Origin of the sequence: Pseudomonas spartinae (genome assembly GCF_965197125.1) — a bacterium.
Lineage (GTDB): Bacteria > Pseudomonadota > Gammaproteobacteria > Pseudomonadales > Pseudomonadaceae > Aquipseudomonas > Aquipseudomonas composti_A.
In genome coordinates, this window is record NZ_CBDAMB010000020.1 from 1 (window position 1) to 16019 (window position 16019).

At 55.7% G+C, this 16019-nt stretch carries 16 protein-coding genes; 7 read left to right on the forward strand and 9 right to left on the reverse strand.

Translation table 11 applies throughout. The features are described 5' to 3' along the window. A partial coding sequence (locus ACN8M7_RS25240; protein WP_490262581.1) for a multinuclear nonheme iron-dependent oxidase occupies window positions 1-169 on the reverse strand: 169 nt, incomplete at its 3' end. 44 nt (window positions 170-213) lie between these two features. Then, window positions 214-474 (reverse strand): BufA2 family periplasmic bufferin-type metallophore, encoded by a 261-nt coding sequence (bufA2, locus tag ACN8M7_RS25245; protein ID WP_003460126.1) that lies wholly within the window; start codon window positions 472-474, stop codon window positions 214-216. A 283-nt stretch (window positions 475-757) separates the two neighbouring features. Between bufA2 and ACN8M7_RS25250 the strand changes: the two genes are divergently transcribed. The 6 genes from ACN8M7_RS25250 (at window position 758) to ACN8M7_RS25275 (ending at window position 5667) form a co-directional block, all read left to right on the forward strand. After that, window positions 758-964 (forward strand): co-regulatory protein PtrA N-terminal domain-containing protein, encoded by a 207-nt coding sequence (locus ACN8M7_RS25250; RefSeq protein WP_004374659.1) that lies wholly within the window; start codon window positions 758-760, stop codon window positions 962-964. Between the two features lie 189 nt (window positions 965-1153). Then, window positions 1154-2977 (forward strand): copper resistance system multicopper oxidase, encoded by a 1824-nt coding sequence (locus ACN8M7_RS25255; protein WP_017675722.1) that lies wholly within the window; start codon window positions 1154-1156, stop codon window positions 2975-2977. 12 nt (window positions 2978-2989) lie between these two features. Then, window positions 2990-3301, forward strand: a complete 312-nt coding sequence (locus ACN8M7_RS25260) for a hypothetical protein (RefSeq protein ID WP_003246749.1) — start codon at window positions 2990-2992, stop codon at window positions 3299-3301. After that, on the forward strand, window positions 3291-4382 hold the full coding sequence (locus ACN8M7_RS25265; RefSeq protein WP_003246748.1) for a copper resistance protein B: 1092 nt from the start codon (window positions 3291-3293) through the stop codon (window positions 4380-4382). Before ACN8M7_RS25260 ends, ACN8M7_RS25265 begins: the two co-directional genes overlap by 11 nt. 9 nt (window positions 4383-4391) lie before the next feature. Next, the gene (locus ACN8M7_RS25270) at window positions 4392-5234 is read left to right on the forward strand and encodes a c-type cytochrome (RefSeq protein WP_490262573.1); all 843 of its coding nucleotides are present in this window, start codon (window positions 4392-4394) and stop codon (window positions 5232-5234) included. Next, entirely contained in the window at window positions 5224-5667 is a 444-nt protein-coding gene (locus ACN8M7_RS25275; RefSeq protein ID WP_003246746.1) for a DUF411 domain-containing protein, read from the forward strand. The genes ACN8M7_RS25270 and ACN8M7_RS25275 overlap by 11 nt, the downstream gene beginning before the upstream one ends. 177 nt (window positions 5668-5844) lie before the next feature. Here ACN8M7_RS25275 and ACN8M7_RS25280 read toward each other — a convergent pair whose 3' ends face one another. From ACN8M7_RS25280 to ACN8M7_RS25310, 7 genes are all read right to left on the reverse strand, one after another. Next, window positions 5845-7170, reverse strand: coding sequence for an OprD family porin (locus ACN8M7_RS25280; protein WP_024616830.1), 1326 nt, complete (start codon window positions 7168-7170; stop codon window positions 5845-5847). Between the two features lie 157 nt (window positions 7171-7327). Continuing rightward, window positions 7328-7660 (reverse strand): DUF2790 domain-containing protein, encoded by a 333-nt coding sequence (locus ACN8M7_RS25285; RefSeq protein WP_017675718.1) that lies wholly within the window; start codon window positions 7658-7660, stop codon window positions 7328-7330. A 341-nt stretch (window positions 7661-8001) separates the two neighbouring features. Further along, window positions 8002-9291, reverse strand: coding sequence for an OprD family porin (locus ACN8M7_RS25290; RefSeq protein ID WP_490262574.1), 1290 nt, complete (start codon window positions 9289-9291; stop codon window positions 8002-8004). A 216-nt stretch (window positions 9292-9507) separates the two neighbouring features. Further along, window positions 9508-10407 carry a LysR family transcriptional regulator gene (locus ACN8M7_RS25295; RefSeq protein ID WP_490262575.1) on the reverse strand — a complete coding sequence of 300 codons (900 nt, stop codon included), beginning with the start codon at window positions 10405-10407 and terminating at the stop codon, window positions 9508-9510. 214 nt (window positions 10408-10621) lie between these two features. Next, window positions 10622-11881, reverse strand: a complete 1260-nt coding sequence (locus ACN8M7_RS25300; RefSeq protein WP_490262576.1) for an OprD family porin — start codon at window positions 11879-11881, stop codon at window positions 10622-10624. Between the two features lie 129 nt (window positions 11882-12010). After that, window positions 12011-13414, reverse strand: coding sequence for a heavy metal sensor histidine kinase (locus ACN8M7_RS25305; protein ID WP_463227861.1), 1404 nt, complete (start codon window positions 13412-13414; stop codon window positions 12011-12013). Continuing rightward, the gene (locus ACN8M7_RS25310) at window positions 13411-14085 is read right to left on the reverse strand and encodes a heavy metal response regulator transcription factor (protein ID WP_017675714.1); all 675 of its coding nucleotides are present in this window, start codon (window positions 14083-14085) and stop codon (window positions 13411-13413) included. Before ACN8M7_RS25310 ends, ACN8M7_RS25305 begins: the two co-directional genes overlap by 4 nt. 571 nt (window positions 14086-14656) lie before the next feature. On the opposite strand from ACN8M7_RS25310, the gene ACN8M7_RS25315 reads away from it, so the two are divergent. Next, complete coding sequence (locus ACN8M7_RS25315; protein WP_417702955.1) at window positions 14657-15925, forward strand: TolC family protein; 1269 nt, start codon at window positions 14657-14659, stop codon at window positions 15923-15925. Window positions 15926-16019 lie beyond the last annotated feature (94 nt).

The following is a 16019-nucleotide window of genomic DNA, read 5'->3' on the forward strand; positions in this document are numbered from 1 at the left end:
GGTAGTGCTCGCCGATCGCATCAAGGAAGTAGAGAGCCTTGCCGCCCTCCACCAGGTAATTCTCGGAAATGATCTCGAACCAGTCGACCGCAGGCCGTTCCTCCAGGATCTGCCGGTAATACTCGTTACGAAGGCCAAGACCGAAACCCAGAGTTTTGCGCTTACTCATTCGAGACTCCAGCAGGGGAGTGGCATGCACTCCCCTGAACCGCCTTATTCGCTGGTTTTGCCACCGGCTTCGTCACATTTGGTCTGGGTCATCAACTTGAACCCTTGGCCTTTGCATTCGCCTTGGCCTTTGCAGTCGTTTTTCGCGGTCATGCAGTCGTTCTGCCCTTTGCAACCATTGATCCCGAAGCACTTCACTTCTGCTGCTTTGGTTTCCTGAGCAGCCTGGACGGGCAGGGTGGAGAACAGGCTGGCGGCCACCAGAGCCAAGGCGGCACCGGTAGCTACGTTGGATTTGTTCGACATAGTGGCTATCTCTCTTGATTGTTTGATGGTCGCGATCCGTCGGTGCGAATGAACGAGTTAGCTCAGGCATTGCTACCGATCAGGCCCATGGAATCCGCAAGGCTGCGCGGGCAGGAAGACAGTACCGAGCCTTCAGGAGGGCCTACAAGAAAGAAATAGCAAACTGACAGAACTGTAATGTTCGGATCAGGTTGCTGACAGGGCGTCGTGGTTAACGTAGCAGCGAGCTTAACGCTCGTCCCCACTAGTTACAGGGGCTTCTAAACTTCTGAGGATTAACGAAATGAAATCGATCAAAACCCTGTTTGTAGTTGCTGCCCTGAGTGTTTCCAGCCTGGCGATGGCCGAAGGCGGTGCTGATCGCACGTTTGCACGCATGGAACAAGCCCGCCAGGTCTCGCTGGAAGCCTATCAGTTGGCCAAGCAGCAGAACGATGAAGCTCCTGTCGCCGGCAGCCAAGCCAAACAGGCGGAACACGCCAGCTGCTGAGCCCCCTCAACCTTACAGAAATGTAATCACCCGGATGGTTGAGATATGGCAGTTTCATACTGCTTGGTGTCAGGGGGAACTTGCGCAGCACGCAAGGCTTGAAGATCAAATCTCCCGACACTGGAGCAGTCAATGAACCCGAGACCGGATGCATATCACCGGCTCATCTGACGGATTGGACATAACGGCATGCAAAGCAAAACCACAAGACGTACTTTCGTCAAAGGCCTCGCCGCCGCCGGTATTCTCGGCGGCATGGGCATGTGGCGCACGCCGGTCTGGGCGGTGAACAGCCCCGGCCAGCCCAACGTACTGACTGGTAACGAATTCGACCTATTCATCGGTGAAACCCCGGTGAACATCACCGGCGCAGCGCGCACGGCCATGACCATCAACGGCTCGCTCCCTGGGCCGATTCTTCGTTGGCGCGAAGGCGATACCGTCACATTGCGCGTGCGCAACCGCCTCAAGGAGGACACCTCCATCCATTGGCACGGCATCATCCTGCCGGCGAACATGGATGGTGTTCCTGGCCTGAGCTTCCATGGCATCGCCCCTGACGGCATGTATGAGTACAAGTTCAAGGTCAACCAGAACGGTACCTACTGGTATCACAGTCACTCGGGGCTGCAGGAGCAGGTCGGCGTATACGGCGCGCTGGTCATCGATGCCAAGGAGCCCGAGCCCTTCAGTTACGACCGTGATTACGTCGTGTTGCTGAGCGACTGGACGGATGAAAATCCAACGCGGGTACTGGCCAAGCTCAAGAAACAGTCGGACTACTACAACCAGCACAAACGCACCGTTGGTGACTTCATCGATGACGTAAGCGAGATGGGTTGGTCCGCCGCCGTAGCCGATCGCAAGATGTGGGCCGAGATGAAGATGAGCCCGACGGATCTCGCTGACGTCAGTGGCTACACCTACACCTACCTGATGAATGGCCAGGCACCTGATGGCAACTGGACCGGCATATTCAAACCAGGCGAAAAGATCCGCCTGCGGTTCATTAATGCCTCGGCTATGACCTATTTCGATGTGCGCATCCCAGGCCTGAAGATGACTGTGGTTGCGGCCGATGGTCTGCACGTCAAACCGGTCAGCGTCGACGAGTTCCGTATCGCCGTGGCCGAGACCTACGACGTGATCATCGAACCAGACAGCGAACAGGCCTATACCGTGTTTGCCCAATCCATGGACCGCACTGGCTATGCGCGCGGCACCCTTGCTGTACAGGAGGGGTTGAGTGCACCAGTACCCAGCCCCGACCCGCGTCCGCTGATTGCCATGGGCGACATGGGTATGGATCACGGCAGCATGGGCGGTATGGATCACGGGAACATGGCCGGAATGGACCACGGCAGTATGGCGGGCATGGATCATGGGAGCATGCAGGGTGGCATGGCCGGCATGGATCACAGCCAGATGGCTGGAATGGATCATTCGGGCATGGCTGGCATGGCTGGCATGGCTGGCATGGCTGGCAACATGCAGGCACACCCGGCCTCAGAGACCAACAATCCTTTGGTCGACATGCAGACCATGACGCCGACGCACAAGCTGGACGACCCAGGTATCGGCCTGCGTGATAACGGCCGGCGCGTCCTGACGTACTCTGACCTGCGCAGCACCTTCCCTGATCCGGACGGGCGTGAGCCAAGTCGCACCATCGAGCTGCACCTCACCGGGCATATGGAGAAATTCTCCTGGTCCTTCGATGGAATCAAGTTCTCTGACGCCGAGCCTCTGCGCCTCAAGTACGGCGAGCGTGTTCGCATCACGCTGGTCAACGACACCATGATGACTCACCCGATCCATCTTCATGGCATGTGGAGTGATCTGGAGGATGCGAACGGCAATTTCCTGGTGCGTAAACACACCATCGACATGCCGCCAGGCTCCAAGCGCAGCTATCGGGTGACCGCCGATGCGTTGGGACGTTGGGCCTATCACTGCCACCTGTTGCTCCACATGGAAATGGGCATGTTCCGTGAAGTCCGTGTGGATGAGTAAAGGAGATTTCTGATGAGTACTTTTATGAAGCGTAATGCCCTGTTTGGCAGCGCAGCGATGTTCAGTCTTTTGGCTGTTCTGCACGCGCCGACGTCATTGGCAGGTGAGGGGCACAGCGAGCACGAACAACATGCTGCCGAGTCGGCTGCGCCCGACGCCAGTGACAAGCCTGCAGATCAATCGAAAGGCAAGGCCGCTGGCCATCAGATGGATCATGGCGCCATGGATCATGAGGGTATGAACCATGACGATATGGGGCACGAGAAGATGATGGATAAGCATGGCGGCACCGAAGCCGAAGCAGGTTCGAACCATGACCACTAGGTTTTCACGCCCGTCCCTCATAGCGCTGGCCGTGTCGCTGAGTGCACTCAGCGGCGGCGTTACCCAGGCTGCGGAAGAAATGGATCATTCGGCAATGGGGCACGGCTCCATGTCGATGGACCACAGCCAGATGGGCCACGGTTCCGCCAAAGCGCCGATGGAGGGCATGGATCACAGCAAGATGGACCATGGTGCCATGCAGGGTGCTTCGGGCAGCATGGATCATAGCCAGATGGGCCACGGCCAGAGCCAAGAGAAGGCCCAGGCTATGGATCACAGCAAGATGGGGCATGGCGCCATGCAAGGACAGATGGAGGGCATGGATCATTCAAAGATGAACCATGGCTCCGCTGAAGCCCCGAGAACCACCAGCCGTACGCCGATTCCCGTTCTGACGGATGCTGATCGCCAAGCGGCTTTCCCGCCATTACCTGGCCACAAGGTTCACGACAGCGCCATCAACAGTTTTTTCCTGCTCGATCAGCTCGAATACCAGGACGCAGATGAGGGCAGCACCCTGGCCTGGGATGCGTCGGGCTGGGTAGGCGGTGATATCAACCGGGTCTGGTTCCGCTCCGAAGGCGAGCGTACCAACGGCGTGACCGAGGATGCTGAATTACAGCTGCTGTACGGCCGCTCGATCGGCCCTTGGTGGGATGTCGTCGCGGGCGTTCGCCAGGACTTCAAACCGGAGTCGCCGCAGACTTGGGCCGCCTTCGGTATCCAGGGCATGGCGCTTTACGCCTTTGAGGCCGAAGCCACGGCCTTCGTCGGCGAGAATGGCCAAACTGCTGCCCGACTGGAGGGCGAGTACGACATTCTGCTGACCAACCGGCTGATTCTCCAGCCAACTGCCGAAATGAACTTCTACGGCAAGAACGATCCTGAGCGAGGTGTGGGGTCTGGGTTGGCAAATACCGAGCTCGGCTTGCGTCTGCGTTACGAGATTGTCAGGCAGTTTGCCCCCTATATCGGGGTTTCCTGGAGCCGCTCCTATGGCAACACGGCAGACATGGTGCGCGACGAGGGCGGTGATGTAGACGAGGCGCGTTTTGTCGCCGGTATCCGGATGTGGTTTTGAGAACCTGACATGAAAAGAACAATTAAAACTTTGGTGGCGGCCGGCGTGGTCGGTAGCACAGCTGTCCTGGCCGGCGCCTACTTTGGCGTGGTCAACGTGGGGGCCGACGATCCCCATTTTCCTGCAGTGCATGCGTTTCTCACGATGGCCCGTGACCGCTCTATCGAAGTCCGTTCGCGGGACATCGAGGTTCCCAACCTGGATGATCAAGCTCTTATTCGCGCCGGTGCGGGCAACTACAACTCCATGTGTATCGGCTGTCATTTGGCGCCAGGTGTGGCGGAGACCGAGCTAAGCCAATCGCTTTATCCTGCGCCCCCCAACCTCGCCAAGATCGGTGTCGATGGCAATCCGTCAGCAGCGTTCTGGGTGATCAAGCATGGCATCAAGGCAACGGGTATGCCTGCGTGGGGCAAGAGCATGGGAGACGAGTACATCTGGGGCATGGTTGCCTTCCTCAACCAACTGCCGACGATGGATGCCAAGCAATACCAAACACTCGTCGCATCCAGTGGCGGCCATCAGCACGGTGGTGGGGAAACGCAGATGCATAACCATGAAGGACAGCACGGCGACAACAAGCCTGGCCATCATGACAATAGTGGCGGTGGCGATGACCATCATGGATCAGGTGATGCTGGAGAGCCTGGTCATCACGATGCCGCGGCTACGGATAGCGAGGGTGGCTCCGCACCTAAGGCAGGTCACCATTCGGATATGAGTGGCGATGACCACCATGCTGGGGATGAGGCGTCGTCCAACGGAGGTGATCATCACGCCGAGCAGGCTCCGAACGCCTCGCGCAAGACCCACACCCACGCCGATGGCAAAGAGCACGTACATGAAAGCTAAATATCTGGCCTTACTGGCCGCTCTCTCCGTCACGTCTGCGGTTCAAGCAGCTGATGCCCTGACGATTGATGTCCATCGTGATGCCAATTGCGGATGTTGCAAGAAGTGGATTTCACACCTCGAAGCGAATGGCTTCAAAGTCGTCGACCATGTTGAAAGCAACATGACAGCAGTGAAGCAAAGACTGGGCGTCGCGCCACGGTTAGCGTCTTGCCACACCGCGGTGATTGACGGCAAGTTCGTCGAAGGTCATGTGCCGGCGGCTCAGGTCATCGAACTCACCAAGCGCGATGATCTGCTGGGCATCGCTGTTCCCGGGATGCCGGCGGGCTCCCCCGGCATGGAAGTCGATGGCGTACAGCATGCCTACCAGGTCATTGGCTTGACCAAGACGGGTTCTGATCAGGTCGTTGCAGAATATCCCGCCCAGTAGTACTGCCTGCCAGCACGGCCGCTTGTGTGTAGTGGCCGACTCATTTTCATACGTCCTTTAACCTAAGTAAAAAAGGCGCCCTAGGGCGCCAAGGGCTGTCTCCAAACCAAAGGAGCACTACGAGGGGACAGCAGGACCAAGGAGCGAGCGGGCAATCAACCCGCTCGCTTGCCAGGGTTAGAGAACTTCCAGCGGGTACTCGACAATCAGGCGGAACTCATCCAAATCCGACTCGAAGTCGGTGGCGCGAGTCGTGGCTTGTCGAATGCGAAAGGACATGTCCTTCAACGACCCTGACTGCACAACGTACTTGGCCTCGATGTCCCGCTCCCAGCGCTTCTGGTTGGTCAACGGATCGCCGTTGTCATCACGGCGCATATAGACTTCGTTGGCGTTGCTGTAGTCGGCATCCCAGCCCTGGGCATATCGAGTCATGAAGCTCAATCCAGGCACACCGAAAGGCTCCATATCCAGGTCATAGCGCACTTGCCATGACTTCTCCTTCGGCGAGTTGAAGTCGCTGTACTGGATGGAGTTGTCGAGGTAGATGGAGTCCGATTGGCGCAAGTAGTCGAAGTCATCATCGCCATTGTTGCGCTGGAGACCCACCAGCACTGTATGAGCGCCGAATTGGATGCCGACCTTGCCGCTCCAGATGTTGTTATCGAAGCTCCCGAGGAGCTGCCTCCCTTCATCGACCGCCTTGTAGTAGTTCAGCCCGCCGATCAAGGCGACATCGTCCGCAAGCGGGTAGCTCAGCGTGGTGCCCGCGTAATATTGATTCCAGGCATCCTTGAGGCGGCTGGTGTAGAGACTAAAGCCGACGTTGTCATTAAGCGTGTAATCACCACCGAAATAGGCGATCCATGGCGAGTCCACTTCGCCCGCGTAGAAGGTAGCGAAGCCGTCGCGCATGCTGCTGGTATTGGGTTGGCTCATCGAGTGGAGGCGACCGCCCTGAAGCGACAGTCCTTCCACGCTGCTGTTGACCACGGTGACACCTCGGAAACTCTCCGGTAAAAGCCGTGCATCACCGTATTGGACGACCGGGCTGACGGGAAAGACGTCGCCTACCTTGATCTCGGTATCCATGAACCGAGTTTTCACCGCGCCCCCCAGTTTGGAGTAGTTGTCCTCAGCCTGCCCGAGGCTATTGTAAGGCATCACGTCGACTGAGCCGCCTGCTCCAGAACGGCCGTCGCCGGTGTCAAGCTTGAGCCCTAGCATGGCAAAGGCATCGACACCAAAGCCTATGGTGCCCTCGGTGAAACCAGACTCGAATCTGCCTATCACGCCATGCGCCCACTCTTCCGAATAGCCATTACCCGAGCTGCTGGACTGGCCTTTACGGAAATCGCGGTTGAAGTAGAGGTTTCGATTGAGAATGGTCAGGCTGCTGCCTTCGATAAATCCCTCGCCTTTCTCGCCGGCGGCCATTGCAGCTTGCCCGGTACTGACGCTCAGAGTGAGCAGAGAAAGTCCTAACAGGGTTCTGTTATTCATAAATGCTCCTGATGTTATTGGCAGTTGTCATTGTGTGGTCGCATATATGTGCCAAGCGCGCCGGGCATAGCCAGGCACGCATTGGTCATATTTCCACATGCCAAATAACGTCAGGGTGACTTGGAAATTACATTTCAGTCAGCGCGATGTCATTTATCTAGTTTTGATTACGGCAACCTGTCCCGGCTGCCCGGTATTCAAGAATATTCAGATCGCCATTGGAGTCCTCGTAGGTCATCTGGGCCGGCATCACACCGCAGCTAGAGTCCGTCGGGGTAGTGGCCACGACCCTGGCGATATCGAGTTTCATGCCGTAGCGGTAATGAATAACTTCAGGCGGATTCTTTCCGTTAGCGGCAGCATACTCTTGCATGGCCTGCTCATTGGCCTGAATCATCCGACCATAGACACGATCAGCGCCGCCTTCTGCCAGAGCTGCAGAGGAAACAACCATAGCGGAAAGTGCAGCAATGACTTTGAGGTTTTTCATGTTTAATCACTCCTTCAAGGTGGTGATTAAAATATAAACGCAAGACCCTGTCACAAACGTGAAGCGAGAATTACATTCCTGTAATGGATCTAAACTCTTTGAGAGTAAAGGTTTTGATACGTCAGTTATGTTTGGCACTCGTCAGAGCAATTACAGGCGTCGGCTACCGAAGATAACAATTTCTACCCAGGTATCAGTGAGTGGGTCATTGGAAAGTCAGCTTTGGTGAGGCGATCGTTAGCGGTAGTAATGCACTCTTGGCGGCTCCCCATAGTCGCCGTCTGTGCATTTCGCTAAATGCGTGCGCTGCACAAACAGTGCAACGCACGGATTATTGCTAATTACAGCAGTGGAAGGGTGTAGCTCACGATCAGGCGGTTCTCATCAACGTCGTTGCCGAAGTTGGTTGAACGTAGTGTGGCGTTGCGCCATTTAACGCCCAGGTTTTTCAGCGCACCGTCCTGAAAGACATAGGCGATGTCAGTATTGCGCTCCCACTCCTTACCATCGGCACCGCCTGCGCCTAGATCAATATTGTCGCCGGTCAGGTAACGGGTCATGAACGTCAAGCCAGGGATGCCAACGCTGGCAAAGTTGAAGTCATAGCGGGCCTGCCATGAGGTTTCGTCTTTGTTGGCGAAGTCACCGATTTGCACATAGTTGACCAGGAACGGATCGGTGCCGTTGATGTAGGCGTAGCCGGTGTCTCCGCTCATGCTCTGGTAACCAACACCGAGTGCGTGACCGCTAAATGCATAGGTGAACATCGCCCCGAATGCCTTGTTGTCGACGTTGCTGTTGCCCTCGTCGGTGGAGCGAGCGTAGCGCAGATCAGTTTTCAGCGATTGCTTGTCACCTAGCGGCAAGGTGTGCAGGACCGTGAAAATATGCTGCTTGTAGAAACCGTCTAGATTGCCGTAGTTGTAGCCGGTGGCTAGGTTGCTGTTCCACTTGTAGGTTGCTCCGGCGAAGTTGAATTCATCGCTATTCTGGGTTCCGCCGCCGCTGATAGCGCGGGCTGCGCCGCTGGTAATGCTGAGGTCTTCGCTATCGGATGAGTCGCGCTGGCTTACTTGTTTGAGCTGGCCGGCATCGAAGGTCAGGCCGGCAATCTCCAGCGAATTCAGGTGCCCGCCTTGAAAGGTCTGTGGCAGCAGGCGCGAATCGTTTGCTTGGACGGTTGGCAGTCGAGGTTGCAGCGTGCCCAGTTTCAGCACGCTGTTTGAAGCGCGCAGCTTCGCGGTTAAGCCCATCTCACCATATTCATCCTGCGCTGCACGAGGTGCTTCTTTGTTGCGTTTTAGAAGGCCCGTGCCTGAACGATCAGCGCTGGAGTCCAGCTTGAGACCCAGCATGCCGATGGCGTCGATACCCACGCCGACTGTCCCTTCAGTGAAGCCGGATTCGTAGCGCAGCAGGAAGCCCTGGGCCCATTCCTCCTGCTTTGACTGGCTAGCTGAGTCTTGGCGGAAATCACGATTGAAATAGAAGTTGCGCGCTTCCAGACCAGCTTTGCTATCTGCCAAAAAATCAGCTGCCGCTGATTGACTGAGACCGAGTCCTCCAGCGCTCAGCAGGAGCCCGCACGTGACTCGGTTAAGCCATTGAGAGTTGGGGGTAGCAATGAGCATGTAATTATCCTCGTCGAAAGCATGTGTGGTAGACGAGGGGCAGGCTCGGATAGGCGTATTACACTTGCACATACTTTCGATGACATTTTTATTTCAATGATCGAGGGGGCGAATGAAAGCCTTACAGGGCGAGGGTTTCAATGCAGGAGCGGAAACTTTTGTTTGTTTCAGCGAGATGACTATTTGGTGAATTAGCTGCTTGTGGACTACTCAGGGCTACTGAGTGAACCAGTTGTGGCGATCTTCAAAGGCTTTGTAGATGAGCGATACCAGTGTCTGCACTTCTGATTGCTCTGCTGCCAGCGGGGACGTTGAAATCCAGACCACCCGTTCCAAGGCAGTCTCGAATAACTCGTCAAGGGGCAGCAGGTTACGGTCTACATGGGAGATGTAGCCAGGTAGCAGGCCAATGCAGGAGGAGTTACGCAGCAAGTCAACGACCCACTCTTGTGAATGCACTTGAATGACCGCGCTTTGCCGCTGACGGATCAGCTGATTCCATGGTTCGAAACTGTCAACCGTTGCGTTTCCCGCGAGCTGTACCAGCATGAAATCTTTGAGGTCGACTACAGAGCTCGGTAGGCGTTTACCTGCATAACGTTTGGCCATATGGGCACGATAGGGAATTCGTGCAAGCATCAATGGTGTTGTCATTGCAAAGCTTGGAGTCGGTCTTGGCGTGCCGGGATCGGTGATCCAAATCATGACCTCTGCCAGCCTCTCGGGCTCGCCCTCCTGTGGGATGATTTCTAGTCTCACGGCCGCGTCATTACGCAGCCAGGAGATCAAATCACGGGCCAGCAGGTCGGTGAGCAGTGCCGTCGGCACCGCAAGACGTACCAGAGCTCGCTGGACACTGACGTCCTCTGGATGCAGGTCACCGAATTTCTGGATCAGTAGTTGTTGTAATTCACGTCCTGTTGCGCTCAGGCTGAGCTCGCGTCCTTTATAAAGGAATAGCGGGGTACCTACAGTTGCCTCCAGCTTCCTGAGTTTTTTGCGCATCGGCACGATATGTAAGTTTAGGCTGCGTGCAGCCTGCCTAAAGCAGGCGCAGCGCGCGCTGGTCAAGAAAATCTGTGCTAGTTGGTGGTCGATGGTGAGAGGGTCGAACATGGGGGGCGATCAAAGCTCGTGCCAAGCAAAATGCATGTACTTTGAGCTTAACGAGACGAACCTAACGCCAGGATCGCAGCAGGATTACTTATTTGTAATCTGATGGAGGGAGGAGCTTTATGTTTGGAATTGAACTTCCGGCAGTATCACTTTATCAGCGCGGGCGGTTCTCAGCGCGGCACTCGTCTACTAGTTCCGCGCTGAGGTTTGATGATTACAACAGCGGAAGTGTGTAGCTGACGATCAGACGGTTCTCATCAACGTCGTTGCCGAAATTGCTAGAGCGCAGTGTGGCGTTGCGCCATTTCACGCCCAGATTCTTCAGCGCGCCGTCCTGGAAGACATAGGCGATGTCAGTATTGCGCTCCCACTCCTTACCATTGGCGTTGCCTGCGCCTAGATCAATATCGTCGCCGGTCAGATAACGGGTCATGAACGTCAAACCAGGGATGCCAACGCTGGCAAAGTTGAAGTCATAGCGGGCCTGCCATGAGGTTTCGTCCTTGTTCGCGAAGTCGCCGATCTGCACATAGTTGACCAGGAACGGATCGGTGCCGTTGATGTAGGCATAACCAGTGTCTCCACTCATACTCTGGTAGCCAACGCCGAGGGCGTGGCCACCAAAGGCATAGGTAAACATCGCCCCAAATGCTTTGTTGTCGACGTTGCTGTTGCCTTCGTCGGTGGAGCGGGCGTAGCGAAGATCAGTTTTTAGCGACTGTTTGTCACCTAGCGGCAAGGTATGCAGGACAGTGAAAATATGCTGCTTGTAGAACTCGTCCAGATTGCCGTAGTTGTAGGCGGTGGCCAGGTTGCTATTCCATTTGTAGGTCGCCCCGGCAAAGCTGAACTCATCGCTCGTCTGGGTTCCACCGCCACTGATAGCGCGGGCAGAGCCGCTGGTAATGCTGAGGTCTTCGCTATCGGAGGAGTCGCGCTGGCTTACTTGCTTGAGCTGGCCTGCATCAAAGGTAAGCCCGTCAATCTCCAGCGAGTTGAGATGTCCGCCCTGAAAGGTCTGTGGCTGTAGGCGCGAGTCGTTCGCTTGGACGGTTGGCAGCTTGGGTTGCAGCGTGCCTAATTTCAGCACGCTGTTCGAAGCACGTAGCTTCGCGGTTAAACCCATCTCGCCATATTCATCCTGCGCGGCACGAGGTGCTTCTTTATCGCGCTTGAGCAGGCCCGAGCCTGAGCGATCGGCGCTGGAGTCCAGCTTGAGGCCAAGCATGCCGATGGCGTCGATGCCCACGCCGACTGTCCCTTCGGTGAACCCGGATTCGTAGCGCAGCAGGAAGCCCTGGGCCCATTCCTCCTGCTTTGATTGGCTGGCTGAGTCTTGGCGGAAGTCGCGATTGAAATAGAAGTTACGCGCTTCCAGACCGGCTTTGCTGTCTGCAAAAAATTCAGCGGAGGCTGGCTGGCTAAGACTGAGTACCCCAGTACTCACCGCGACTGCCAAGAGCGTCTTCTTCATTGTTGTTTCTCCATGCTCAGGGGGTTGGCATATCGGGGAGCCGTCGCTGTATGCCGTGCTCTCCGAATAGGGGCGGGTTCCTCTGCAGCCAATCTTCGGCTGGTCGTTATGCCTGTACGCCTGCAGGGTCTAGGTCGAGGAACCATTGCGGACTTTGGGGAAGATCAAACGGAACACGGTGAAGCTGCCTGGCAGGCTGCTGACCTCGACCGTGCCCTGATGCAGGCTCATGATCGAGCGAACAATTGCCAGGCCAAGCCCTGTTCCACCTTCGGCACGAGAGCGGCTGGTATCGACACGGTAGAAGCGTTCGAACAAATGAGGGATGTGTTGTGCGGGAATGCCAATCCCGGGGTTTTCCACCGAGAACGATACGGTTTCGCTGTGCTTTTCGATCAGCAACGAAATGTTTGCGCCGATGGGGCTATGTCGAATCGCATTGGACAACAGGTTTGAAATCGCGCGCTGCACCATCAGCCGATCACCGAAGGTTAGGCCTGCTCCGACAATGCTCAGGCTGATCTGCTTCTCTTCCGCGGAGATGCTGAACAGATCCACAACGCGTCTTGCCTCATCTTCTAGGGCAATCTTCTCGAAGGGAACCAGGGACGCCGGGTGGCTGACTTGAGCGAGAAACAGCATGTCGGAAACAATCCGGGCGACGCGCTCAAGCTCTTCTGTACAGCACTCCAGTACGGCTTTGTATTCCTCTGGCGGACGCTCTCTGGAGAGAGTTACCTGGGCTTTGCCCATCAGGTTGGTGATGGGCGAACGCAACTCATGGGCCAAGTCATCAGAGAATTGCGATAGCTGCTGAACGCCGCCATCAAGTCGATGCAGCATGAAGTTGATGCCGTGGGCCAGCGCGCTGAGTTCTTGTGGAAGCTTATCCACGGAAATTCGGTGGGTCAGATCCTGTGTGGAGATCAGCGATGCAACCTGGCGAAATTGCCGGAGCGGAGAAAGGCCTCGCTGCACGATCCACCATGCGCCCATGCCAATCAGCGCGAGCAGAAGAGGGAGTGCGATCAGTGTTGACTTGAGGTAGGCACTGAGCAGTGCTTCGTCGGCAGATCGATCAATTGAGAGTAAGACCCTGACGTGGTCGCCGTCGTTGAGCAGCATCACCTTGGATGCGGTCAGGAAGTTGTTTCCCTCAGTATCCGACCAGCTTTGGTAACTAGGGGTATCGCCTGCTGGTATGTTGGCAAGAATGGGCTCCCTGGATTTCTCACCCAGATTCAGGAGTAATTTGGTGCCTGACTTTTTCCCGTAGATCGTCAGGTGCAGGTTGTCATGTCCCATGACCAGATCCAACAGTGCGTGAGGCTGCTGGGAAATTGCATGGGCGCTCATGTCTTCAGCGAGACTGTGCTGAATCTGCTCCAGTTTGCCGTCAAGACTCTTCTTGGCCAAAGAGTCCAACTCATGAGTCAGTGCGAAGTAGGCGAGTGCCGCTAGCAGAACAACCAGTGCCGCCCCCATCACGCTGACCGACAGGCCAAGGCGCATGGATAGACTGGCCGGCCTCATGCTCGCTCCTCAAGCACGTACCCAACACCCCTAAGGGTGTGGATCAGTTTGTTATCGAACGGGTCATCAATTTTGGCGCGCAGCCTGCGGATGGAGACTTCGACGACGTTGGTATCGCAGTCAAAATTCATATCCCAGACCAGCGAAATGATCTGGGTGCGCGATAGCACTTCCCCAGAGCGGCGCATCAGTAGGTGCAGCAACGCAAACTCTTTGGTGGTCAGATCGATACGCTGCTCGCCACGGAACGCGCGGTGCCTCGCCGGATCAAGCTCAAGGTCGGCTACCCGCAGCACTTCCGGTACTGGAATTTGCTCGCTTCGCCGTAGCAATGTACGAATTCGCGCAAGTAATTCAGGGAACTCGAACGGTTTGACTAAATAATCATCTGCCCCCAAATCCAGGCCTTTAATTTTATCCACTAAGCGCCCGCGTGCAGTCAGCATTATCACGCGTGTACTGCTGTTACTGCGTATATGCTCAAGCACGCCCCAGCCATCAATTTCAGGCAGGTTTACATCAAGCACTACCAAGTCGTAAGCGTGTTGCCTAACAAGGTGGAGACCGTCCACGCCAGTGGCTGCCTTATCAACTACATAGCCACTTTCGCTTAAACCTTGGTGTAAGTATTCGGCAGTCTTGGGCTCGTCCTCGACAATAAGGATTCGCATAAAAATTCACCTTAAAATGTGCAGCCAGTATTTTTTAGATATTCTTTTGTTGTGGCTGCGGAGTGGTTTTAATTCTTTCATCGGCGGTCACGGATATGACCTACGGCTTTTCAGGTTGCTCCAAGGCTAAAGCCTGAAGCGGCTTTAGGGTCAAGCTGTAATGCCTATTTCGCATGGCTCCAAGGTGTTAAGCGACAACGTGTCGCAGTACTTGCCCTTATCCAAAACACCCAGCTTTGGACCGGCAGGGCTGCCCGGTGGCGCTACACACCAGGCAACCTCTATTTAACTGTGTATGTTTCTAGTTGTTGCTGGGCGCTAAATCGCCTGCTCTCTTGAGCGCTGCCAATACTAATACAGGCCTACCTGGAAAAGTGCTGGATAACGTATTTGTAATTTTCCAGTCACCTTGCTGATAGGCATGGAGCACTACATTCTGCCGGGAATCGGCTTTCTACTTATTTTCCCAAGCGATAATCCTCGATATTCCTCGGGATTAATAAATATAAAGGCCTTCATTATATTCCAGCAGAGCTAGTTCTGTGGAGGACTTTAAGTGCATGTAAAAACAATGGCCGGACATGGAGTTAGAATAGGTAAATTCTGTGTATTTTCAGGGCTACTGGCTGCATTGTTAATTGCTCCAGTTCCAACAACTGCTGCCGAATCAGCAAGGCAGTCAATAACGATTGATGAGGCGTTGGCGCAAGCGCTCACTGAGAACCAGGAGTTCGCTGCAGCACAATGGAATACAGGTATTGCCGAAGGTGCTCGTACTCAAGCTGGGCTGATCCCGAATCCTGAGTTGTCCTGGAGCGTTGAGGACACGCGCAGTGAGTCGCGCGTTACCAGCATTCAGGTATCTCAGCCAATTGAGCTGGGCGGCAAGCGTAGCGCGCGTATTGATGTGTCTGAGCGTGATCAGGACGCGGTGGCGATTGATCTGGAGCGTAAGAAAAACATCTTGCGCGCTGAGGTCATCCAGGCCTTTTACTCAGCGCTGCGTGCCCAGGAAGGACTGCAGCTTTCCACTCAGTCGTTAGACCTTGCCCGTCGCGGACTTCAGGTGGTCGAAGGGCGCGTAAAGGCCGGCAAGGCTTCGCCAATCGAAATCTCGCGTGCTCAGGTGCAGCTTTCTGAAATTCAACTGGAGCTGAATCGCGCACGCCTCAATCAAAGCAATGCCTACAAGCAACTGGCGCTCATAACGGGTGCCGAGACACCGAACTTCGCGCATGTCGAGGGTGATCTTGAGCGCCTGCCGTACCTGCCGTCGCAGGCTGAGATGCTTGCACGCATAACAGATACAGCGGACCTACGGCTGGCCAGCACGCACATCCAGCGTGCCGAGTCTTCCTTGGAACTCGAAAAGTCGCAGCGCATTCCAGACCTCACCGTCAGCGTTGGCAGCCAATACGACGAAGGGCTTGGCGAGCGCGTCAATTTGCTCGGCTTGTCGATGCCTATTCCGTTGTTCAACCGCAACCAAGGCAATGTGCTGGCCGCTGCTCAAGGAGCTGACCAGGCGCGCGATTTGCGCAATGCCGCAGAACTCCGCCTGCGCGCGGAAGCCCAGCAGGCATTTGAGCAGTGGGAAAGCGCTAGAAGTGAAGTCGACTCGATCAGCGGCACACTGCTGCCGACCGCGCAGCAAGCAGTAGAGGGCGCAGTACGTGGATTCGAGATGGGCAAGTTTGCCTTTATCGATGTACTCGATGCTCAGCGCACCCTCGTAAGCATGCGCTCCCAGTACCTGAATACCCTGGATGAAGCTATCTCGGCCTGGGTGAGCTTGGAGAAGATTTACGGCTCCCAACTCAACATCGAATTCAAAAAATAAGCATCTCTGCGCACCTACATAACGCCTTAGACGGTCGCGTCATGCGACATGAAGCCTCGCCTGCTTTCCTGGCGGCTGCATGTTTATTGAGCGC